This window comes from Microbulbifer maximicatervae (SeqCode) (genome assembly GCF_056232625.1).
In genome coordinates this window covers 3,604,566-3,625,978 of the sequence record NZ_CP174324.1, presented here as the reverse complement: position 1 = coordinate 3,625,978, position 21,413 = coordinate 3,604,566, and the positions used below count along the sequence as shown (strand labels likewise).

General features: G+C 50.4%; 22 protein-coding genes. 17 read left to right on the top strand and 5 right to left on the bottom strand.

All coding sequences use genetic code 11. From position 1 onward, the window contains the following. Positions 1-2: 2 nt before the first annotated feature. The 4 genes from ACJJI6_RS15720 to ACJJI6_RS15705 form a co-directional block, all read right to left on the bottom strand. The gene (locus ACJJI6_RS15720) at positions 3-611 is read right to left on the bottom strand and encodes a LysE family translocator (protein WP_444926438.1); all 609 of its coding nucleotides are present in this window, start codon (positions 609-611) and stop codon (positions 3-5) included. Between the two features lie 11 nt (positions 612-622). After that, positions 623-1,372, bottom strand: coding sequence for an SDR family oxidoreductase (locus tag ACJJI6_RS15715; protein WP_475711148.1), 750 nt, complete (start codon positions 1,370-1,372; stop codon positions 623-625). A gap of 237 nt (positions 1,373-1,609) precedes the next feature. Then, on the bottom strand, positions 1,610-2,761 hold the full coding sequence (locus ACJJI6_RS15710) for a PilT/PilU family type 4a pilus ATPase (RefSeq protein ID WP_108731394.1): 1,152 nt from the start codon (positions 2,759-2,761) through the stop codon (positions 1,610-1,612). Between the two features lie 60 nt (positions 2,762-2,821). After that, on the bottom strand, positions 2,822-3,856 hold the full coding sequence (locus tag ACJJI6_RS15705) for a type IV pilus twitching motility protein PilT (RefSeq protein WP_108731395.1): 1,035 nt from the start codon (positions 3,854-3,856) through the stop codon (positions 2,822-2,824). A gap of 69 nt (positions 3,857-3,925) precedes the next feature. On the opposite strand from ACJJI6_RS15705, the gene ACJJI6_RS15700 reads away from it, so the two are divergent. The 17 genes from ACJJI6_RS15700 (at position 3,926) to ACJJI6_RS15620 (ending at position 20,164) form a co-directional block, all read left to right on the top strand. Beyond that, positions 3,926-4,630 (top strand): YggS family pyridoxal phosphate-dependent enzyme, encoded by a 705-nt coding sequence (locus tag ACJJI6_RS15700; protein ID WP_444926440.1) that lies wholly within the window; start codon positions 3,926-3,928, stop codon positions 4,628-4,630. Positions 4,631-4,668: 38 nt separating this feature from the next. After that, the gene (locus tag ACJJI6_RS15695) at positions 4,669-4,956 is read left to right on the top strand and encodes a hypothetical protein (RefSeq protein ID WP_475711146.1); all 288 of its coding nucleotides are present in this window, start codon (positions 4,669-4,671) and stop codon (positions 4,954-4,956) included. A gap of 179 nt (positions 4,957-5,135) precedes the next feature. Further along, complete coding sequence (gene proC / locus ACJJI6_RS15690; RefSeq protein WP_475711144.1) at positions 5,136-5,969, top strand: pyrroline-5-carboxylate reductase; 834 nt, start codon at positions 5,136-5,138, stop codon at positions 5,967-5,969. Positions 5,970-6,036: 67 nt separating this feature from the next. After that, positions 6,037-6,645, top strand: coding sequence for a YggT family protein (locus tag ACJJI6_RS15685; protein WP_413664057.1), 609 nt, complete (start codon positions 6,037-6,039; stop codon positions 6,643-6,645). 232 nt (positions 6,646-6,877) lie between these two features. Beyond that, positions 6,878-8,845, top strand: a complete 1,968-nt coding sequence (locus ACJJI6_RS15680; RefSeq protein ID WP_444918784.1) for a dynamin family protein — start codon at positions 6,878-6,880, stop codon at positions 8,843-8,845. Positions 8,846-8,982: 137 nt separating this feature from the next. Further along, positions 8,983-10,167: a homoserine O-succinyltransferase MetX gene (gene metX, locus ACJJI6_RS15675; protein WP_475713464.1), complete on the top strand. Its 1,185-nt coding sequence runs from the start codon at positions 8,983-8,985 to the stop codon at positions 10,165-10,167. Further along, entirely contained in the window at positions 10,167-10,757 is a 591-nt protein-coding gene (gene metW, locus ACJJI6_RS15670) for a methionine biosynthesis protein MetW (protein WP_282930320.1), read from the top strand. Before metX ends, metW begins: the two co-directional genes overlap by 1 nt. Positions 10,758-10,897: 140 nt before the next feature. Continuing rightward, positions 10,898-11,347 (top strand): DUF4426 domain-containing protein, encoded by a 450-nt coding sequence (locus ACJJI6_RS15665; RefSeq protein ID WP_413664060.1) that lies wholly within the window; start codon positions 10,898-10,900, stop codon positions 11,345-11,347. Between the two features lie 92 nt (positions 11,348-11,439). After that, complete coding sequence (gene rdgB / locus ACJJI6_RS15660; protein WP_475711142.1) at positions 11,440-12,057, top strand: RdgB/HAM1 family non-canonical purine NTP pyrophosphatase; 618 nt, start codon at positions 11,440-11,442, stop codon at positions 12,055-12,057. Next, positions 12,050-13,264, top strand: coding sequence for a radical SAM family heme chaperone HemW (hemW, locus tag ACJJI6_RS15655; RefSeq protein WP_475711140.1), 1,215 nt, complete (start codon positions 12,050-12,052; stop codon positions 13,262-13,264). The genes rdgB and hemW overlap by 8 nt, the downstream gene beginning before the upstream one ends. 147 nt (positions 13,265-13,411) lie before the next feature. Continuing rightward, positions 13,412-13,741 (top strand): thioredoxin TrxA, encoded by a 330-nt coding sequence (trxA, locus tag ACJJI6_RS15650; RefSeq protein ID WP_282930316.1) that lies wholly within the window; start codon positions 13,412-13,414, stop codon positions 13,739-13,741. 365 nt (positions 13,742-14,106) lie between these two features. Beyond that, positions 14,107-15,366, top strand: a complete 1,260-nt coding sequence (gene rho / locus ACJJI6_RS15645) for a transcription termination factor Rho (RefSeq protein WP_108731406.1) — start codon at positions 14,107-14,109, stop codon at positions 15,364-15,366. Positions 15,367-15,641: 275 nt separating this feature from the next. Next, positions 15,642-15,911, top strand: coding sequence for an RNA-binding regulator (gene rbp / locus ACJJI6_RS15640; RefSeq protein WP_020413665.1), 270 nt, complete (start codon positions 15,642-15,644; stop codon positions 15,909-15,911). 156 nt (positions 15,912-16,067) lie between these two features. Continuing rightward, positions 16,068-17,534, top strand: a complete 1,467-nt coding sequence (gene ubiD, locus ACJJI6_RS15635) for a 4-hydroxy-3-polyprenylbenzoate decarboxylase (protein WP_445359302.1) — start codon at positions 16,068-16,070, stop codon at positions 17,532-17,534. Between the two features lie 183 nt (positions 17,535-17,717). Continuing rightward, positions 17,718-18,938: a serine hydrolase domain-containing protein gene (locus ACJJI6_RS15630; RefSeq protein WP_475711138.1), complete on the top strand. Its 1,221-nt coding sequence runs from the start codon at positions 17,718-17,720 to the stop codon at positions 18,936-18,938. Between the two features lie 98 nt (positions 18,939-19,036). After that, complete coding sequence (locus tag ACJJI6_RS15625) at positions 19,037-19,528, top strand: hypothetical protein (RefSeq protein ID WP_475711136.1); 492 nt, start codon at positions 19,037-19,039, stop codon at positions 19,526-19,528. A 306-nt stretch (positions 19,529-19,834) separates the two neighbouring features. Then, positions 19,835-20,164, top strand: a complete 330-nt coding sequence (locus tag ACJJI6_RS15620) for a hypothetical protein (RefSeq protein ID WP_475711134.1) — start codon at positions 19,835-19,837, stop codon at positions 20,162-20,164. 197 nt (positions 20,165-20,361) lie between these two features. Here the strand turns inward: ACJJI6_RS15620 and ACJJI6_RS15615 are convergent, their stop codons facing one another. Beyond that, positions 20,362-21,390, bottom strand: a complete 1,029-nt coding sequence (locus ACJJI6_RS15615; protein WP_475711132.1) for an alpha/beta fold hydrolase — start codon at positions 21,388-21,390, stop codon at positions 20,362-20,364. Positions 21,391-21,413: the final 23 nt, after the last annotated feature.

Here is a 21,413-nt window from a genome sequence, read left to right as displayed (position 1 = left end):
GCTTAAATGCTTCCGCGGATAAAAACAGCGAGTACGGCTGCCACCATTAATACCGCAAAACATACCCTGATTATTCGCGCCTGCCTGGGTTTATGAAAAACCGGCCTCAGGCTTCCTCCTAAGCACAACCAGATAAAATCCACCGCAGCGGCTACCAGTAAACAGACCAAGCCTGTGGCTAAATAGCTCAGGCCACTCTCTTCAATCGGTAGTAAGAATTGGGAGAATATGGCAAGGAAGGCGGCATAGGCCTTGGGGTTCAATAAGTTAAAAATAAACCCATCCAGCAGCGATGGAGGCTGAGCCGTCGCCGATTCGCCCTGCTCCAGTACCGGGGCCGTGGCAATTTTGATCGCGATATAGCCAATATATAAGGCACCGCAAAGCTGAACCGCTAAGCGCGCTTCTGGCCAGGCTGCCAGCAGTGCGGCGATGCCGGCGGTTGCCCCGACAATGGCGACACTCAGGCCAAGCAGGATGCCGATAAGGAAACCGCCGCTTTTTCTCACTCCAAATGTCGCTCCCGATGCGGCCAGGGCAAGTGGTGCTGGGCCAGGGGAGCCGAGCAATAGAGCGGTTGCTGCAATTAGTGAAAAGAGTGCTTCTAACATATTTTTTGGTCCTACTTCCCGCCTGCAACGTCAATAAATGAACCGGTAGTAAAGGTGGATTCATCACCGAGTAGCCAAGCCACAGCTTTAGCCACTTCCTCTGCTCGCCCCCCACGCTTGAGTGGAATCGCAGACTTTACTCGCTCAATTCTGTCTGCTTCGCCACCATCAGCGTGCATTTCTGTATAAATAAAGCCAGGCCTAACACCATTTACGCGAATCCCTTCATCGGCAACTTCCTGGCTGAGTCCGATGGTCAGCGTATCGACAGCGCCCTTACTCGCTGCATAGTCGATGTACTCGTTAGGTGATCCCGAACGGCTGGCAGCAGAGGAAATATTCACGATGGTTCCTCCAGTGCCCCCATTTTTGATAGACATTCTTTTGATTGTTTCCCGGCAGCAGAACAGGGTGCCGGTGATGTTGGTACGCAGGATTTCATTGATGCGCTCAGCGTCCATCGTTTCGACGCGCACTTGCGGTTTAATGATTGCCGCATTGTTAACCAGGCAGCTAATTGGGCCTAGTTGCTCGTCGATCGCATTGAATAGCTGAACTATATCTTTCTCCGAGGAGATATCGGCGCGAACGGCTATTGCTAAAACACCAAAAGACCGAAGCTCGGCGATCAGTTCTTCCGCTTGCTGCTTGCGCTGCCGGTAGCTAATGGCAATCTGGTACCCCCTGTGGGCAAGTAATTTGGCTGTCGCGGCACCAATGCCCCGGTTGCCACCAGTGATCAAGGCGACTTTTTTATTCATATTGATTGGTCACTCTTTTAACGGGATATTGCGCAGGAAAATAGAGCCTTCTTGAAAGGCTATTTTCTTCCAATAAAAATGCTGCAGAAAAGAGCCTGCGAGATCATTCAATCATTGGGCGGGATCAGCTTTTGCATCGCGGAAATATCCGCAGCGGATTATACCGGGTGAAAACCGTTTACAGGCTGAGGACCTTTGATATGTCTGTAAACGGTTTTGATCTGGCTGGATCGGGGGCTAGTAGAGCTGAGGACCACCGTCTCCGTACTCTGAATCATTTTGTAGACTCAACTCGCCAGCGGCACTATTTAAGTACTCGGCATCGGATTCGGATTTGAGCTTAATCATCAGGCGCAAATCATTGGCGGAGTCGGCGTGGGAGAGGGCATCCTCATAGGTAATTTCTCCCCCATCGTAGAGCTCGTAGAGTGCCTGGTCGAAGGTCTGCATTCCCTGCTCACCAGAGCGCTTCATCAACTCCTTGATCTTATCCACTTCGCCTTTGCGGATCAGGTCCGACATCAGCGGGGTATTGATCATGATCTCAAGGCAGGCACGGCGGCCATCGCCATCGGGGGTCGGTACCAGCTGCTGGGCCACCATCGCCTTCAGGTTGAGGGACAGGTCCATAAACAACTGTTTGTGGCGGTCTGCCGGGAAGAAATGAATGATCCGATCTAGGGCCTGGTTAGCGTTGTTGGCGTGGAGGGTGCACAGACACAAATGGCCGGTCTCGGCGAAAGCGATGGCGTGGTCCATGGTTTCGCGGGAGCGCACCTCACCGATCAGAATAACATCTGGTGCCTGACGCAGAGTGTTTTTCAGGGCTACATCGAAAGACTCGGTATCCAGGCCCACTTCGCGCTGGGTCACAATACAGCCGCGATGCTGGTGGATAAATTCGATCGGGTCCTCAATGGTGATGATATGACCCTTGGTGTTCTCATTGCGGTGGCCGATCATGGAGGCGAGGGATGTGGACTTACCGGTACCGGTGGCGCCCACAAAAATAATCAGCCCGCGTTTGGTCATGGCCAAGTCTTTGAGTACGTCGGGTAGTCCGAGTCCATCGATAGTGGGGATTTTGGTTTCGATGCGACGCAGCACCATACCTACCAGATTGCGCTGAAAGAAGGCCGATACCCGGAAACGCCCCACGTTGCGCACTGCAATCGCGAAGTTCAATTCCTTTTGCTCGGCAAACTCGCGCCGCTGTTTCTCGTTCATGGTTCCCACCACCAGCTCGCGCGCTTTCTCTGGCGTGAGCGCGGTGCTGCTGCAGGGCACCACTCGGCCGTGCAGTTTGATGGAGGGCGGGACGCCCGCCGTGATAAATAAATCCGAAGCGCCCTTCTCTACAACCAGTTGTAGAAGTCTTTCAATATCCATGGTGTTTACCGCGTTTTATCTCGACTTTTCTTCCCCAGATTGGGGGCGGGTTTTGGCCGTTTAGAAGTTCTCCGGCATCTTGGCTTTCTCGCGAGCCACTTCGCGACTGATGATGCGGCGTGCCACCAGGTCTTCCAGACATTGGTCCATGGTCTGCATGCCGACGCTGGCTCCGGTCTGGATGGCCGAGTACATCTGCGCGATTTTGTCTTCGCGGATCAGGTTACGGATGGCTGGGGTACCACGCATAATTTCGTGGGCAGCAACCCGGCCACCGCCGTTTTTCTTCATTAGCGTCTGGGAGATAACGGCCTGTAGGGATTCCGATAGCATTGAACGCACCATGGCTTTCTCCTGCGCCGGGAATACATCCACCACACGGTCAATGGTTTTGGCGGCGGAAGTGGTGTGCAGGGTGCCGAATACCAAGTGACCGGTCTCTGCCGCAGTCAGCGCCAGGCGAATGGTTTCCAGGTCCCGCATCTCACCCACGAGAATGATATCCGGGTCTTCACGCAGTGCGGAGCGCAGTGCCTCGGCAAAGCCGTGGGTATCCCGGTGCACCTCACGCTGGTTCACCAGGCACTTCTTGGATTCGTGCACAAATTCGATCGGGTCCTCGATGGTAAGGATATGCTCGTACTTGTTGTCGTTGATGTAGTCCATCATCGCCGCCAGGGTGGTGGACTTACCGGAACCCGTGGGCCCGGTTACCAGCACCAAGCCACGGGGAGTATCCGAAATCTGCTTGAACACCTGCCCCATTCCCAGGTCTTCCATAGTGAGAACTTTGGAGGGAATAGTTCGGAATACGGCGCCGGCACCCCGGTTGTGGTTAAAGGCGTTTACACGAAAGCGGGCGACACCGGGGACTTCAAAAGAGAAGTCTGTTTCCAGTAGTTCTTCGTAATCCTTGCGCTGCTTATCGTTCATGATCTCGTAGATCAGGCCATGTACCTGCTTGTGCTCCATTGAGGGCAGGTTGATACGGCGCACGTCGCCGTCGACACGGATCATCGGCGGCAGGCCCGCCGAGAGGTGTAAGTCCGAGGCGTTTTGCTTGGCGCTAAAGGCGAGGAGTTCAGTGATATCCATACTGCTACCTTATGGTTCTTGTTTGGGCTCAGGTAAAATCGCCGCTCAAATCGGTAAGGGCATCAGTATATGCGCAAAGAGACAATCGTCGAAAACCTGAATGCAGTAGGTGAGCGGATTGTGACATGCTGCAACAACTGCGATCGCAACCCTGCAGAAATTACCCTGTTGGCGGTTTCCAAAACACGACCGGCGGAAGACCTGCGGATTGCTTTTGCAGCTGGCCAGCATCACTTTGGCGAAAATTATTTACAGGAAGCCCTGCAAAAACAGGATGCCCTGTCCGACCTGGATATTCACTGGCATTTTATTGGGCCGCTTCAATCGAATAAAAGCCGCGCTGTGGCAGAGCGATTCCAATGGATGCACACGGTGGATCGCTTAAAAATTGCCCAGCGCCTGTCGGCACAGCGTCCCAGTAATATGGCACCACTCAATATCTGCTTGCAGGTGAATATCGATGGCGAGCAGAGCAAGTCTGGCATAGCTCCACGGGATTTGGTGGCTCTGGCGCGTGAAGTGATGACATTGCCGGGACTATGCCTGCGCGGTTTGATGGCGATTCCCGCTGCTCGTGACAATGTATTTGAGCAGGAAAAACCATTTATCCAGTTGGCAGGGTTGCTGCAAAGCCTTCGCGAAGCATTTCCCGAGCAGGCCCTGGATACTCTATCCATGGGGATGTCTAAAGATATGGAGGCTGCTATTGCCTGCGGTGCCACTATTGTGCGTATTGGCACAGATATTTTTGGGGCACGAAACTATTCTGCATGACAGAATTAGTACGCAAGTAGACTTTCTTGGGATATGGGATGACAAAATCTGGGACTGTAGATGTATTGCTGCTGCTTTTATCAGTAAGCGCAGTTCTATCTTTGTCTGTAACGAATAGTGTGCTGGTGACCTGGGTGGCGCTTGAGTGGTTGGCTTTTATCTGCCTACTTGCATTTATATCTCCCAAAATCTCATTGGTTACCGGCTTTTTGAATTCGGCTGTTACCGGGATATTCGGAGATAAGAGCCGCTATTGGCTTTGGATACTGGCGATTGTTCTGAACTTGATTGCGATTGTGGAAACATTTCCTTTTCTATTTCGTTGATGATTGCTTCTTTATTCTGATAGCGCTACCTGGCCAAATGAAGCTAATTGAATAGCCCTCCCTCTAAATAAGACTATCGCCTTGTGTCTCTTGTTATTGGGCTTGGACGACCACATATTAAAAAAATCCTCCCTGGAGGAAAATGCGACCAAATTTTGCAACTGCCCAAGGTGATATGAGTGAGTACAGCGAACCCTAAGATGGTTTTTATTGGTGGCGCCGGCAATATGGCGGGGGCAGTGATCGGTGGTTTGGTGGCCTCCGGTTATCCGGCGGACCGGATCACTGCTACAGGTCGTGATCGGGACAAACTCAATGCTTTTGCCGAGAGCCATGGGGTAGCTATTAGTGACGATAATGTTGCCGCTATTGTTGATGCCGATGTAATTGTACTGTCGGTGAAACCGCAAGTTATGCGAGAACTTTGTGAGGGACTGAAACCCCATTTGGTGGATCGCTCGCCCTTGATTATCACTTTTGCTGCGGGAATTCCGCTTGCGGCTTACCATCGTTGGATGGGAGTGCACCTCCCTATTGTCAGGGCTATGCCTAACACCCCGGCTCTGGTGCAAACCGGGGTCACCGGTCTCTTTGCCGATAGCAAGGTAACGGGTGAACAGAAGGAGCTCGCCGAGCGCATCGTCGATGCAGTAGGTATCTCCTACTGGGTTGAGGAAGAGCGCGGCATTGATCAAGTGATTGCGGTAGCGGGATCGGCACCGGCTTACTTTTTCCAGTTTATGGAGGCCATGATTGATGCGGCTTCCGCCGGTGGCCTTGCCCGTGCGGATGCGGAGCGCCTTGTGTTGCAAACTGCCCTGGGCGCCGCCAAACTGGCGGTCGCCAGCGATGTTGACGTCGCCCAGTTGAAGCGCAATGTGATGTCACCAGGTGGAACCACTGAGCGAGCTGTTCAACGGTTCGAGCAGGGTGGGTTGCCGCAGTTAGTGGCCGATGCCATGCGCGATTGCGAGGAGCGGGCGACAGAAATGGCAAAGGAATTGGATCGGTAACAGGTTCCGGTCCAATTGGGTAGGTGCAGCAGTGGCTGCTGAAAATCTTTTTGTTTAGGGTTTATCCATGGTCAATACCTTCAGCGATATCGGCGTTTATGTCGTGGGCATACTGGGCATTTTGTTCCTTTTCGCCGTGTTATTGCGTTTCCTATTGCAGTTGGGCCGTGCGGATTTTTACAACCCCATATCTCAGGGAGTTGTGAAGGTTACCAACCCTTTGCTGCTGCCGTTGCGCAAAGTGGTGCCAGGACTTTTTGGCGTCGATATGGCCTCAGTAGTACTGGCGTTGATAGTCGGTTGGGCGATGATTATGGCTTGCGCCATGATTGCAGGTTACGGCCTGGTTAACCCCCTCAGTGCCCTGCTGTGGTCGTTGATCGGCTGTGTCTCCACTGTGATAGCGATGGTGTTTGTCGGCTTATTGGTCTCCATCGTTGCCAGTTGGATTGCGCCGAATAGCGGCCATCCAATTCTAATTTTACTGCACCAACTCCTGGAGCCATTTTGCGGACCTGTGCGACGCTTGATCCCGCCGTTGGGGGTGATTGATATCAGCCCGATATTTGTCTTTATCCTGCTCACTGTGATTAACAGGCTGCTTATTGGTTTTGCCCAAATGGCCAACATGCCGGCTTTCGTGTACAGCCTGTTTTGGCATATCCCCGGCTTTTAACCGGACTCTGATCACCCCAAAATATCCCCTGCACCTTTCAAGCCCCGCCCTCTGGGGCTTGCGCAGTTGTTCGAAGGTTTCTTAAATTGTGACCGGCTGAACATTTCTTCACCTGTGCGCACTAGATCGTATTTGGCGCGGTGTTAGACTCTTATACTATCGACTGACGGCTCTTTCTCTTGTCTTAGTAGGGGCCGGTAGTTCCGGGTCTCAATAACAAGAACACCGTGAAATGGAAGACGCACTTTTACGCCAGCATATTTCTGACTACGACCGTTGGAAAAAGAATCTCGATCGCCAGTTTGCCCACTTCAGCCAATGGCTTGAACAGCACTTCTCTAATTCTGCTGGTGCCTGCCAGGTTGTACAGCAGGCCCGCGCCCTACTTGCAGATGATCAGTTCACCCTGGTTTTAGTTGGGGAGTTTTCACGGGGAAAAACTGAACTGCTCAATGCCCTGTTGTCGCAAACTTACGGCCAGCGTCTACTGCCCTCAAGACCGGGGCGCACAACTATGTGTCCCACGGAAATTTTCAGTGATGGTGGCGAGCGCGCCAGTCTGCGGTTGCTTCCGATTGAGACCCTGGCGACGAATACCAGCCTGGAGAGCTTCCGTCGAATCCCGCAAAAGTGGGTAACTCACGAGTTTGATGCCAATGATCCCGAGGCGACCCGAGAGACTTTATTGAAGGTTGCCTCGACCAAGTCAGTAATGCCGGAAGAGGCCGCTCGCTATGGTTTCGATCGGCGCCACTTGGATGGCAAAGGGAATCTAGTTGAGATCCCCGCCTGGCGTTTTGCTTTGATTTGTCTGCCGCACCCATTGCTGGATCAAGGGTTGCGTATTATTGATACCCCGGGATTGAACGCCCTCGGCAATGAGCCGGAGCTCACATTGAGTACGCTGCCCGGGGCCCAGGCGGTTGCCTTTCTGCTGGCTGCCGATGCGGGCGTAAGTGGCACCGATATGAGTATGTGGGAGACTCACCTGGCGCCATTGCAAGAGCATCGCGGAACATCCGTGATGGCCCTGCTCAACAAGATGGATGTACTTTGGGATGATCCGGAGGAGGATGCTGAGTTGCTGTTGCGACGCATGCGCAGCGAAGTGGCCGGCCTCTTGTCTCTGCCTCAGGAAAGTGTTGCCGGAGTCTCTGCAAAAATGGCTCTGTTGGGGCGCCAGCAGCGGGATGCGGATTTGGTGAGAAGCAGCCGCTTCGGTGAGTTTGAAAGGATGCTGGTTCAGCGCCTGTTGGAGCACCGGCATAAAATGGCCGAGCACCGCTCACTGCATCAAGCTCTCACCCTGATGGCTGATACCCGCGATCTGCTCAAGCGTCGTTTGAATAGTGGCCGGGCAGCGCTGGCTCACCTGCAGCGCAATAGTGGCAACACCTCAGAGCAATTGGCAGAGTTGGAACAGTTGCAGACGACCGTGCGCGAGCAGCATAAGATTTGTCATCAGGAATTGCTGACGCTCAAATCCAGCCAGAGAATGCTTACACGACAGAGCACTTCTTTGTTGGCGCCGATATCCAGACAGCAGTTGCAGGCGCTGATTGACGATACCCTGGCTACTCTCAATCGCCGTTGGACGCCCATGGGCATGGCCAGGGCTATCGATACTTTTATGGAAGGGGTAGACCATCAGATGTCTAACCTCGAGCGGGAAGTGGATCAGGCCAATCGCTTGCTCGACGCTGTATTTGAGCGCTCCAGCTTAAAGAAAGTGGATGATGCCGAGCAGTATTTTACTATCCGCAAATTTCGCTTCGCATTGCGTGGACTGCATCGCCAGGCCGCTCAGCTGAGGCGATCCCCGCAGCTGTTATTGGCGCGCCGCAGCCGTCTCAGCGAGCGCTTTATTACCACGCTTGCCAGTGAAGTGGGTCGGCTTTACGACGATATGGGTAACAAAGCGGAAAATTGGTTAGAGCAGGCTCTTGAGCCTCTTAAACAGCATGCGCAGTATCAGAAACAATTACTCAATCGCCATTTGATTAAGCTCACCGAGTTGAAACAGAAAACTCGCAGCCGCCGCACGGATCTTCGAACTCTCGAGGATGAGGTTCAGCGCAATGATAAGGCGCTGGTGGCGTTAGAGGATTTACTGCGGCACAACAGCTCTGCACCACAGCCGGTTGCGCCGGCGCCGCGCGCGCGCAATGTAACCCCCTTGAAGGCCTCCCATACCACCTGAATTGGGTGCTAATTGATATTGGTTCTGACTGGCATTTGTTATAAGTTGCAGTGATCTTATTCACTGACTGCTTCGGCAATTTGCCAGGCAGCACCTATCAACCTGACAGATACAGTGCCTTGTCAACGGAAAATCCTATCGCTTCTGCGGAAGCCCAAACCGCAACTACCGGTGACCCAGGCTCCGTGGGCCTTGTTGAGCCTAAAAGCCATCACTTTAGTGAACCGCTGGAACTGGCCTGTGGCCGAGTACTGAAAAATTACACTCTGGTTTATGAGACTTACGGTGAACTCAATAGGGAAAAGACTAACGCAGTTCTGATCTGTCATGCTCTGTCTGGGCATCATCACGCTGCGGGGCGACACAGTATCGATGATAAGCGTCCGGGGTGGTGGGACCACTATATCGGACCGGGTAAGCCGATAGATACTAATCATTTCTTTGTGGTGTCCGTTAATAATCTCGGCGGTTGCCACGGATCTACCGGCCCCGTATCCATCAACCCGGATACCGGCACTACCTGGGGGCCGGATTTTCCATCACTGCGTGTCCGCGACTGGGTCCACAGCCAAGCGCGTCTGGCGGATATGCTAGGTATTCGACAATGGGCGGCGGTTGTTGGCGGTAGTCTCGGTGGGATGCAGGCGATGCGCTGGTCACTGGAATACCCTGAGCGCCTGCGTAATTGTGTGGTGATTGCCTCTGCCATGAAGTTATCTGCACAGAATATCGCGTTTAATGAGACCGCACGCCAAGCGATAACATCCGATCCAGACTTTTGTGATGGGCACTACCTCCAGCAGGATAAGTTACCCCGTAGAGGCCTGGCCGTTGCGCGTATGATCGGGCATATCACTTATCTGTCTGACGATGGGTTGGGGCGCAAATTTGGTCGAGAATTGCGCAGTGGCAGCTTTCAGCAGGGGTCGGATGAAGAGGTGGAGTTTCAGATACAAAGTTATCTGCGCTACCAGGGAGCCAGTTTTTCCACCACCTTCGATCCCAATACTTACATTCTGATGACTCGAGCGCTGGATTTCTTCGACTTAGCTCGGGAATACGGGGATGACCCGGTAGAGGCCTTCTCCCATGCCAAGTGCCGGTTTTTATTGGTGTCATTTACTTCTGATTGGCGCTTTGCGCCGGAGCGCTCGAGGGAAATCGCCGATGCCCTGATGCACGCGGATATTCCAGTCAGCTATGCCGAAGTAGAGTCAGCAATGGGACACGATGCCTTCCTGCTGCCCAATGGTCGTTATGAAGGTGTATTTCGTGCCTATATGCAGAGAGTTGCGGTAGAAATTGCTGAGGAGGTGTACTGATGCGGATAGATTTGGATGTGATCCAGGAATGGATCGCTCCCAACAGCCGGGTTCTCGACCTCGGCTGTGGCGATGGTGCACTGCTCGATCAGCTGGGGAGAAATAAAAATGTGAAAGGCTATGGCCTGGAGATTGATCCCGAGCAAATAGAGCGGTGTGTGGCCCGTGGGGTCAATGTTGTCGAGCAAAATCTGAATACAGGGCTGGGAAATTTTGCTGATGGTAGCTTTGATGCTGTGGTGATGACCCAGGCATTGCAAACCTTGAGTCAGCCTCATTTAGTGGTAGAGGAAATGCTCCGGGTTGGGCGGGATTGCATTATTACGTTTCCCAATTTTGGGCAGTGGAAGGCCCGCTGGCACCTCGCATTCTCCGGGCGCATGCCAGTATCCGACTTATTGCCATACGAATGGTATGACACTCCCAATATTCACTTTTGTACTTTTACAGACTTTGAGGTGTTATGCCGAGAAAATGGCTGGGCGATTCTGCATCGGCAAGTGGTTTCTGAGTCCATGGTTGGGCGGGCATTCAAAGACTTTTTACCAAATTTGTTTGGTGAGACAGCCATCTATCACCTAACTCGCTAAACTAAGATTTGCGCCAGCTCTTTTGTGGAGGACTTTGGCGCGATAAATAGATCGAGAAAGGCTCTCCTGAGGGGGCCTGACTGGAATTGACCACCAAACCTGCCGGGAGAGGTGGCGCCTATAACAACTGGAGGTGGAGCGTGAAACGCATCCTTACCCTGGCTGCTTCTGTGGCCTTGCTATTTTTATCTGTCGGCGCTGCCGCGCAAGAAGCGCGTACGATTAAGAACTACGCTGATTTTGGCGACTATCGAGTAGTCTATTCAGTGTTCAATAGCGATTTTATCCAGCCGGATATCGCCCGTCAGTACCAGTTGGCTCGAGCAAAAGATCGGGCCTATGTAAATGTCTCTGTCGTCAAGAAAGAGGGCGGAACTCATGGCCTCAGCGCTGAGATGTCTGGCACAGCTACCAACCTGATCCAGCAGTCAAGACCACTTAAGTTCAAAGAAATTCGGGAAGGGGATGCTGTTTACTATCTCGCACCCCTGCGCTTTGAGGATGAGGAGACCCTTACCTTTAACGTAGATATCAAGCTGCCCAATGGTAAAAGTGAGACGATCACTTTCCGTCGCAGATTGAACCGATAGACATCTGCCAAGATTCCGCTGGCTGAGAGCTGGTCGAAACCCCTTCTTTAAGATTCACCGCGGGCCGAGGCCCGCTTTTTGTTTGAAGCAATATGGTAAATAAAATTGTTCTTGCCAGCGGTAATGCCGGCAAACTTCGCGAGTTTTCACAGCTGTTCGCCTCATGGGATATACAGGTTCTTCCTCAATCTGACTTTGGGGTAAGTGACGCTGATGAGAGCGGATTGAGCTTTATTGAGAATGCTTTGATTAAGGCCCGCCACGCCAGCCGTATCAGTGGCCTGCCGGCATTAGCCGATGACTCCGGACTGTCGGTAGATGCATTGAGTGGTGCGCCGGGAATTTACTCTGCACGCTACTCAGGTGCCGGGGCGACTGATGAAAAAAACAATGCGAAGTTATTGGAGGCCATGGTTGATGTTGAATCTAAGCATCGCACTGCCAGTTTCCACTGCGCGCTGGCTTTTGTGCGGCAATGGGATGACCCGGTGCCTTTGGTATCTAGTGCAAAGTGGAGCGGGACAATTTTGCGGGAGCCGGCGGGAGAGCAGGGTTTTGGTTATGACCCGCTGTTCTTTGTTGAATCTGAGGGAATGACCTCCGCTGAACTGCCGAGAGACTTGAAGAATCGACTGAGCCACAGGGCCCAGGCTATGTCTCAATTTGAGCTTTTATGGCAGCAAAATATGCAGGGTGCCGACCTTGCCTGATCAGATTGCTGAATTACAGCTGCCACCACTAAGCCTGTATATCCATATCCCCTGGTGTGTGCGCAAATGTCCCTACTGTGATTTCAACTCCCACCAGGCTGATAGAGACCGGGCTAATTCGGACTACGCCCTACCGGAATCCGAGTATGTGGCGCAGTTGCGCCAGGACCTGATCAGCCAGTTGCCTTGGGTGCAGGGGCGAAAATTGCAGTCCATCTTTTTTGGTGGTGGTACGCCGAGCCTGTTCTCTCCCCAAGCAATAGGGCAGATCCTGGAGGCTGCTGAGCAGGTAGTGGGTTTTGCGAAGGGGATCGAGATAACCCTGGAGGCCAACCCCGGAACTTTTGAACAAGCCAAGTTCACTGGCTATCGATCTGCCGGAGTTAATCGCCTTTCTATTGGAGTGCAAAGCTTTGATTCTAATCAGCTACAACTGTTGGGACGTATTCACAGCGGAGAAGAGGCCGAAGGTGCCCTGGCAATGGCGCGTCGTGCGGGCTTTGACAATATTAACCTCGATCTGATGCACGGATTGCCCAATCAGACCGAGGTGGAAGCCCTTGGCGATTTGCGCCGAGCAATTTCCTTGGCTCCAGAGCATATTTCCTGGTACCAATTAACGATTGAGCCAAATACTGCATTCTACAGTGCGCCACCAGCCACCCCCGGCTCCCAGCTGATCGCCAGTATGCAGGGCAGCGGACGCGAACTACTGGCGTCCGAGGGCTATCGTCGTTACGAGGTGTCGGCTTATAGCAAACCCGAGCTTGAATCCCGCCATAATATTAATTATTGGTCATTCGGAGATTATCTGGGGATTGGTGCCGGTGCTCATGGCAAGGTAACCCTAGCTGAAACTGGGCAAATTCTGCGCAGTCGTCGCACACGCACTCCGAGGGACTACTTGTCTATCGCCAGGCAACATCCCGAGCTGCTGCATAGTGCCTTGTCTGAACCCCATACTGACAGGGTTGAGAATGAGGATTTGCCACTGGAGTTTCTTATGAATGCCCTTCGCCTGGCGGATGGTGTTCCCAGTGATACTTTCACCCGCTACACCGGATTGCCGATGTCCGAGCTGCAAAAACAATGGCCTACCCTGATGGCAATGGAGCTTGTAGAGCGTCTGGATAAGCGGATTGCTGCCACGGCTTTTGGCTTTGACTATATCGATGAGATTTTGCAGCGCTTCCTGGAGCAGGCGTAAGTCTGTGGCAGGAAAGACTTGAAATCCCATTTTGCGCCCCAATTTTGAGGGCAATGGTGCATCGCAGCTGTATAACCACCGCTGTGACCGTGAGAAGATGCGTTGGCGGTGCCCACGCATCGAGTAACTAAAGAACAGGAATGCAATATGAGCGAGCACTCAATCGTCAACGTATCTGACGCTGAATTCGAAGCAGAAGTTCTCAAAGCTGAAGGCCCGGTGTTGGTAGATTTTTGGGCACAGTGGTGCGGTCCGTGCAAGATGATCGCTCCAGTGCTGGAAGACCTGGCAGGCCACTACGGCGATAAGTTGAAGATCGTAAAAGTAGACGTTGATGCGAATAAAGAGAGCCCGGCCAAATACAATGTCCGTGGTATCCCCACGCTGCTGCTGTTCAAAGGCGGCAATGTCGAAGGTACTAAAGTCGGAGCACTGTCCCGCGCACAGCTGACCGAGTTTATCGACGGTCAGCTGTAAGACTGTCGTTTCCATCCTGCAAAGGGGGTAAATTTCTTTGCAGGATTGGAAACACCCGTTATACTGGCTGTAATTCTGAAATAGTTCAGCGGTCTTGAATTAAATGAGACGAGCTGACAAAACGCCCCTCCACAGGGTCCCTGACCATCCCCGGCGCGTATACTCCTCGAGTTGAACTTGTTCTGATAATGCTCCATAAATTGATTATGGAGAGCAAAAGTTTACTGAGTACTGTGGTCTTGGTAGGAAAAGGTACCTAAGTGTATCGGGTAAATAAACGAGCTAATCTCTAATATCAAACCCCTCCTCAAAATTTCAGGCGTGTCCGCGCCATATGACAACAGAAACATTAATAAGCAATTGGTATGAATCTCTCCGAATTAAAAACCAAACCCATTGAAGAGTTGATTGAAATAGCCAAAGGCATGGGCCTTGAAAACCTGGCCCGTTCGCGCAAGCAGGATATTATTTTCAATATCCTCAAGCGCCACGCCAAAAGCGGTGAAGATATTTATGGCGACGGCGTATTAGAAATCCTTCAAGATGGTTTTGGATTTTTGCGTTCTGCTGACTCCTCTTATCTTGCGGGACCGGATGATATATATGTATCTCCAAGTCAGATTCGCCGATTTAATTTACGTACGGGTGACTCAATTTCCGGAAAGATTCGCCCACCGAAAGAAGGTGAAAGATATTTTGCCTTATTAAAAGTTAACGAAATTAATTTTGACAAACCAGAAAACGCACGTAACAAAATTCTTTTCGAAAACCTCACTCCTCTATTCCCCAACGATCGCCTCACCCTCGAGTGCGGAAACGGCTCCTCCGAAGACCTGATTGGTCGTATTATTGATCTTGTAGCTCCAATCGGGAAAGGCCAGCGCGGCTTGATTGTTGCGCCGCCGAAGGCCGGTAAAACGATTATGCTGCAAAATATGGCACAGGCCATTACGCGCAATAATCCAGAGTGCCATTTGATCGTACTGCTGATTGACGAGCGTCCTGAGGAAGTGACAGAAATGCAGCGCTCCGTGCGCGGTGAAGTTGTTGCCTCTACTTTTGATGAGCCGCCGGCACGTCACGTACAAGTTGCGGAAATGGTAATTGAAAAAGCCAAGCGCCTGGTTGAGCACAAGAAAGATGTGGTTATCTTGCTCGACTCTATCACCCGCCTGGCTCGCGCTTACAACACAACAGTTCCTAGCTCCGGTAAAGTATTAACCGGTGGTGTTGATGCTCACGCCTTAGAGCGCCCGAAGCGCTTCTTTGGGGCAGCGCGAAATATTGAAGAAGGCGGAAGTCTGTCTATTATTGCTACTGCACTTATCGATACCGGCTCGAAAATGGACGAAGTGATTTTCGAGGAATTTAAAGGTACCGGTAATATGGAATTGCAGCTGGATCGCAAAATTGCTGAAAAACGCGTATATCCGGCCATTAATGTGCGCAGATCCGGCACTCGCCGGGAAGAGCTGTTAATGCCTGAGGGCGAGCTGCAGCGAGTGTGGATTTTGCGTAAGCTGTTACACGATATGGAAGATGTTGCATCGACTGAATTCCTAGTGGATAAATTGAAAGATTTCAAGACAAATGACGAATTCTTCCTATCCATGAAACGGAAATAATTTTTGTATATAAAGTAGCGCCTAAAAAGGCGCTCTTTATTTATTAGGAGCAGAATAAGACGATTAATTGCGTCTATTACTGTTGAAAAGGCGAGCCATTAGGCATATAAAGTTCCACATTGTGGCGCTTGATATGGATTTTAGGCAACGCGCCTTACTGAATTGGCCCAGGGGTTTATTTCTCCGCAAAGGGCCAATCTCAAATGGTTAATCTGGTGGAGCTGGTTATCCATTTGTGACTGCACGACAGCCCACACACCTAGTGAGAACCTTTTGTGAATATCTATATTGGAAATCTGGCCTACGCGGTAACCTCTGACGACCTGCACGAAGCTTTTGGTGCATTCGGAGAGATCTCTCGGGCTACTGTTATCACCGACCGTGAGACTGGCCGCTCTAAAGGCTTCGGTTTCGTAGAAATGCCTAACGACGATGAAGCGCGCAAAGCTATCGAAGAGATGAACGACCAACCGCTGTCTGGCCGTAACATCCGCGTTAACGAAGCTAAGCCTCGCGAAGATCGTCCGCGTCGCCCCCGCTTCTAAGCTGTAAAAAGCTTATTATTTCCGCGGCTCGCAGCCTAGGCTTGCGAGCCGCGACTCCCTCCCGCCTCTCTCTTCATTCCAATTGGTGTGTTGTTACCCATCCTGCGCCTTCTGTTTTACACTGCGCTCTGGTTTATAGTCACGCCTTGTTAGCCCATGAAATATAAAGATCTACGCGACTTTATTAAGTTGCTGGAAAAGCGCGGCCTACTAAAACGAATCAAGCACCCTGTTGACCCCATTTTGGAAATGACAGAAATTTCCGATCGCGTATTGCGAGCTGAGGGGCCTGCATTGTTGTTTGAGAACCCGGTAGGCTTTGAGACCCCAGTTCTTGCCAATCTTTTCGGAACACCAGAGCGAGTCGCCCTGGGGATGGGAAGAGAGAGTGTTGCCGAACTGCGTGAAGTGGGAGAACTGCTGGCTTTTCTCAAGGAGCCGCAGCCACCGGAAAATCTCCGCGATGCCTGGGAGAAGTTGCCGGTCTTTAAGCAGGTCCTGAATATGGGGCCAAAAGTCGTAAAGGGTGCCGCTTGTCAACAGGTAGTCCTTGAGAAGGATCAGGTTGATCTGCATCAGCTGCCAATCCAAACCTGCTGGCCGGGAGATGCCGCTCCGCTGGTCACTTGGCCCTTGGTAATTACCCGAGGGCCTGAGAAGAAACGGCAAAACCTGGGCATATACCGGATGCAATTAATCGGAAAGAACCGCCTGATTATGCGCTGGCTCAGTCATCGCGGGGGGGCTCTGGATTATCGGGACTGGTGCAAGAAGCATCCGGGTGAACCCTATCCGGTAGCTGTTGCCCTGGGCGCCGATCCCGCCACAATTCTGGGGGCCGTTACCCCAGTGCCGGATACTTTGTCTGAGTATGCCTTTGCCGGCCTGCTGCGGGGGGATAAGACAGAAGTGACCGATGCCTTACTCAGTGATCTTCAGGTGCCTGCCAGTGCCGAATATGTTCTGGAAGGCTTTATCTATCCCGATGATATGGCTGATGAGGGGCCCTATGGGGACCACACCGGTTACTACAACGAAGTGGACAGCTTCCCTGTATTTACGGTAGAGAAGATTACGCACCGTAAAAATCCCATTTACCACAGCACCTATACCGGGCGCCCACCGGACGAACCTGCGATTTTAGGAGAGGCTTTAAACGAGGTTTTTGTGCCAATCCTGCAAAAGCAATTTCCCGAAATTGTCGATTTTTATTTACCGCCGGAGGGATGCTCTTACCGTCTCGCCGTGGTCACCATGAAGAAGCAGTATGCGGGCCACGCCAAGCGGGTAATGATGGGGGTCTGGTCTTTCCTGCGTCAATTTATGTACACCAAATTTGTTATTGTCGCTGATGAAGACGTCAATGCCAGGGATTGGAAAGATGTAATCTGGGCGATGACCACACGTATGGATCCTGCGCGGGATACGGTGATGGTAGAAAATACTCCGATTGATTATTTGGATTTTGCTTCACCGGTCTCTGGTTTAGGCTCAAAAATAGGCTTTGATGCGACTAATAAATGGGAAGGTGAAACTAGTCGTGAGTGGGGTGTACCCATTGAGCGCGACTCGAATGTGGTTAAAAAGGTTGATGAAATTTGGTCTAAATTGGGCCTCGAATAAGCACGGCGACATATTCCCAGTACTCCCGTCCGAATAAGCGCCTCTGGCGGCGCTCAGTAGAGTGACCGCTTAGCGGTCACTCTTTATTTTTTTTCCTTCTTTGCATCTATAGCTTTTACTGCTGGCGTCGCAGTTAGGTACGGGCTCGACCGTGGCCCTGAATTAACTGTAAGGATTGCTTTAATGAGGAAAATTTATTTAGTGGGCCTGATATCGATAGGTATTTTCATATTCTTGCTAGTCGTACCAAGTGAGCAGAAGCAAAGTGCCGGAATTGATAATATCGAAGATTTTATTCCTGCAGTTATGCATGAGGCAGCTATACCCGGAATAGCCGTTGCCAGAATAAAAGAAGGTGAACTTGCGCTTCAACAAGTGTACGGGATGGCCGATATTGAGGCCGGCAAACCAGTTACTCAGGATACGTTATTTAATATTGCCTCGATAAGTAAGCCGATTATGGGCGTAACACTGTTGCAATTGGTCGACGATGGTAAATTGGCGTTGGATGAGGACATTAATAGCTATTTACCATTTAAGGTCGACAATCCACATATAGAAGGGGAAAAAATTACACTGAGACATCTGGCGAGTCACTCTGCAGCAATTAAAGATTATTTTGACTACACCACTTACACTGAAAATCGTGATCCCTCTATCAGTTTGGAGCAACATCTACGTTCCCTGCTGGTTAAAGGGGAAAGCCTGTACGGTAGTGGGGATTATTATCTGACAAATAACCCCGGGGAGCACAGACAATACAGTAATCTTTCTGCCGGCTTAGCTGGGTTATTGGTTGAGTCAGTAACCGGCCAGTCTCTCGCCAATTATAGCCGGGATACTTTATTTCACAGCCTGGATATGGAGACTGCCAATTGGAGACTCAATGGAGTAGATCTGAGCTCTATCGCAGTTCCCTACAAAGTAGAGCAATGTGTACCATATATCGGTCTGTGTGTAGATAGTGAAGCGGAGAAGATGAACTATTTAATTGGTCGATTTATTGATCCTCCTTTTGAGTACAAGCAATTTCACCCGTATGCACACAGTGGTAATCCGCAGTATCCTGACGGTGGTGTTCGTGTAAGCATTGCTGACCTCAGCAATTTCTTGCTAGCGCTGCTTAATAATCGGGATAAATCTGGAGCTCAGATCTTATCAGATGTTATGTATCAGGAAATGTTTCGTCTGCAATTACCGTTGTCTGTATCAGATTCGCAGCGCTTCTTTTGGCGCGATCGCAATGGCCTTACTGGGCACATGGGAACTGATCTGGGCGTATTTGTAGCTATGTATTTTGAGCCAGAAAGTAAGGATGGCTTTATTATCTTGATGAACAGAGACATGGATATTAAATCGGCCAATGCGATGAAGCGTATTGCTATTCGCCTCATGAAAATATAAAAACAACTGTAGGATGACCACTCCCGAAATTTTTATATTAAGGAGGGTCTTTCTATTTGTGTATTTTTCTAAGGTTGGATGGGAATATGATAGGGAATTTGTCAAAACTAATAATTCTATTTTTTGGGATAGCAATATTTCAGCCTGTGATTGCCAGCCAGGGTAATGGTGCAGAGGCAATTTTTGAGAAGATCAAAGGGCTAGCTGGAGAGTGGAGAGAGGAATGGGCAAAAAATGACGATTTTGTTATTAGTTTTGCCGATACAGCTGGGGGAAGCGTAGTACTGGAAAGTTGGCTCTATAACGGGCGCCAACACTCCCTGACGGCCTACCACTTGGATAACGATAATTTAATAGTGACGCACTATTGCCCCCAGGGTAATCAGCCCAGGTTAAGCTGGCAAAAAAATAGTGCTGAAGATACTTTGGCATTCTCTTTCAAGGATGTAACTAATTTTACTTTGGACAGTAAGAGTCGTCTGGATAGCCTCACTTTTACCTGGTTAGGTAACGGCAAGTTACAGCGGGAAGAGACTTACTTGAAGAACGGGGAGCAGTTACCCTCATCCCTGACCCTGGTACGTAAATAAGCTGCCAAATCGTTATTAACTGATAGTTTAGATGTATTATTTCTCAAAGCTGGAGCGAAATTCGCGCCAGCTTTTTTATTTGTGAACTTTATTGTGGTTTTGGTTTATATAAGTATGATTCGCGACTGAATTTGCATGCTGTTGCCAGCTTATTGGCATGGGGTGACAGTGCGCGCTATGCCGGGTTGTGTTTTTGCGTATGACGACATGCTGCATTGAAAACAAGTGGATATCTAATTCCTGGGGTTGGGAAACGGTAGAAGTTGGAAGTGAGTAAATAACTAAAATTAAATGGAGAGGTAACAAATGGAATTAATTATTTTTGTAATTATTATGGCGGCAGTTCTTGTTCTGCCTCTGAAGTTGGCAGCTGCCATGTTGGGGGCGAAAAATACGGGTGTATTTTATTGTCTTTTCGCTTTGCTATTGGCCCTAATTATTCAAAGAATTGTTGGCGGCATGTTGCCGGGTGTTACGGATAGCGCTGGAATTTTAATGACAATTCCCCTGGCTGCTATTGCCTATATGCTGGTACTTGGTACGGGTTTTTTAAAGGCTATTCTAATTGCACTTTTACAAGGGGTAATTACTTATTTTGCCATGCTAATTTTTGTGGGTTTGCCCTGGGCTGTTTAAAAACGAAATAAATTCTCGTAGAAAGTCAGCAAGCGGCGACTTATTGAATGCTAAATCGCCATTTGCACTATCATTGATTACTAATAGTTTCCTAGCGTACAAGCTATAACTTTCTGAAAAATGGATGCTCTACACATCAGTCTCCGTGCCAATGATATGTTTCCTGGATTGGGTTTCTATTGGGCAGGCTGTAGGTCCTACTTTCCAATAGGAGCCGCAAGGAATTTACTTAAAACATCAATATAAGTTGGAAAGGCTTCGAACTGGGGTAAATGTCCAACCCCCTCCATCTCAACTAATTCGGCTTTGGGGATTTCTGCTGCTGTACGCTTTCCTAATTGATCGTACCGGCCTAATTTTTCTTGTACAGCTTTAGGCGCGCGGGCGCGGCCAATAGCTGTTCGATCTCGGGTACCTATAATCAGTAGGGTGGGCACCTTGATATTGGCAAACTCATAAAGTACCGGTTGAGTGAATACCATTTCGGAGGTTAGGGCATCCACGGTTGCCATATGAGCTGCATCGGGTCCCAGGGTCCAGCCAGCTTGAATATCCAGTAGCGGGTTATATTCTTCGCGCCACTGCTCAGAAAAGTAGGCTTTACTCATGTAGCGTTTGATAGATTCTGGAGTTTGTTTTTTCTCGCGAGCAATGGCTTGGTTCAAAGGTTCATAAGGAACCCATCGCTTCCAGTCTTCAAGGCCTATAGGGTTTACAAGTGCTAACTTTTTGACTCGCTCCGGGTACATCAGGGTAAACCGGATAGCCAGCATACCTCCCATAGAGTGCCCAACTACCATAACCTCTCTTATTTTCAATTTATCCAATAAAACCTTGGTATTGTTGCTAAGCCCCTGAAAGGTATATTGGGTTAGCGGTTTACTGGATTTTCCGAAACCGATCTGGTCCGGTGCTATAACCCGGTACCCTAGCTGACTGAGTTGGGAGATAGTCTCCTTCCAATAGGCAGCCGAAAAATTCTTACCGTGCAACAGGAGTACCGTTCCTCTTGCATCTCTACCCTCTGCAGGCGGTACATCCATAAAGGCCATTGCTAGTGGTTGCCCCTGTTGTTCGAAATGAAAGTGATGAACTGGGTAGGGATATTCGTAATCAGTTAAGGCTTTATCTTGAGGCGTTACTGAATATTCAGCGGATGCATGGCCAGTAAAAAACACACTGGCGGTCAAAAGTAAGGCAACTATATAACGCACAAAGAGGGTCACAGCCGTGTCCTTATTGGTAAACG

Coding starts and splice junctions, on each gene's coding strand:
- ACJJI6_RS15720 (WP_444926438.1), bottom strand. CDS start 611: ATGTTAGAAGCACTCTTTTCACTAATTGCAGCAACCGCTCTATTGCTC.
- ACJJI6_RS15715 (WP_475711148.1), bottom strand. CDS start 1,372: ATGAATAAAAAAGTCGCCTTGATCACTGGTGGCAACCGGGGCATTGGT.
- ACJJI6_RS15710 (WP_108731394.1), bottom strand. CDS start 2,761: ATGGATATTGAAAGACTTCTACAACTGGTTGTAGAGAAGGGCGCTTCG.
- ACJJI6_RS15705 (WP_108731395.1), bottom strand. CDS start 3,856: ATGGATATCACTGAACTCCTCGCCTTTAGCGCCAAGCAAAACGCCTCG.
- ACJJI6_RS15700 (WP_444926440.1), top strand. CDS start 3,926: ATGCGCAAAGAGACAATCGTCGAAAACCTGAATGCAGTAGGTGAGCGG.
- ACJJI6_RS15695 (WP_475711146.1), top strand. CDS start 4,669: ATGACAAAATCTGGGACTGTAGATGTATTGCTGCTGCTTTTATCAGTA.
- ACJJI6_RS15685 (WP_413664057.1), top strand. CDS start 6,037: ATGGTCAATACCTTCAGCGATATCGGCGTTTATGTCGTGGGCATACTG.
- ACJJI6_RS15680 (WP_444918784.1), top strand. CDS start 6,878: ATGGAAGACGCACTTTTACGCCAGCATATTTCTGACTACGACCGTTGG.
- metW (WP_282930320.1), top strand. CDS start 10,167: ATGCGGATAGATTTGGATGTGATCCAGGAATGGATCGCTCCCAACAGC.
- rdgB (WP_475711142.1), top strand. CDS start 11,440: ATGGTAAATAAAATTGTTCTTGCCAGCGGTAATGCCGGCAAACTTCGC.
- trxA (WP_282930316.1), top strand. CDS start 13,412: ATGAGCGAGCACTCAATCGTCAACGTATCTGACGCTGAATTCGAAGCA.
- rho (WP_108731406.1), top strand. CDS start 14,107: ATGAATCTCTCCGAATTAAAAACCAAACCCATTGAAGAGTTGATTGAA.
- ubiD (WP_445359302.1), top strand. CDS start 16,068: ATGAAATATAAAGATCTACGCGACTTTATTAAGTTGCTGGAAAAGCGC.
- ACJJI6_RS15630 (WP_475711138.1), top strand. CDS start 17,718: ATGAGGAAAATTTATTTAGTGGGCCTGATATCGATAGGTATTTTCATA.
- ACJJI6_RS15620 (WP_475711134.1), top strand. CDS start 19,835: ATGGAATTAATTATTTTTGTAATTATTATGGCGGCAGTTCTTGTTCTG.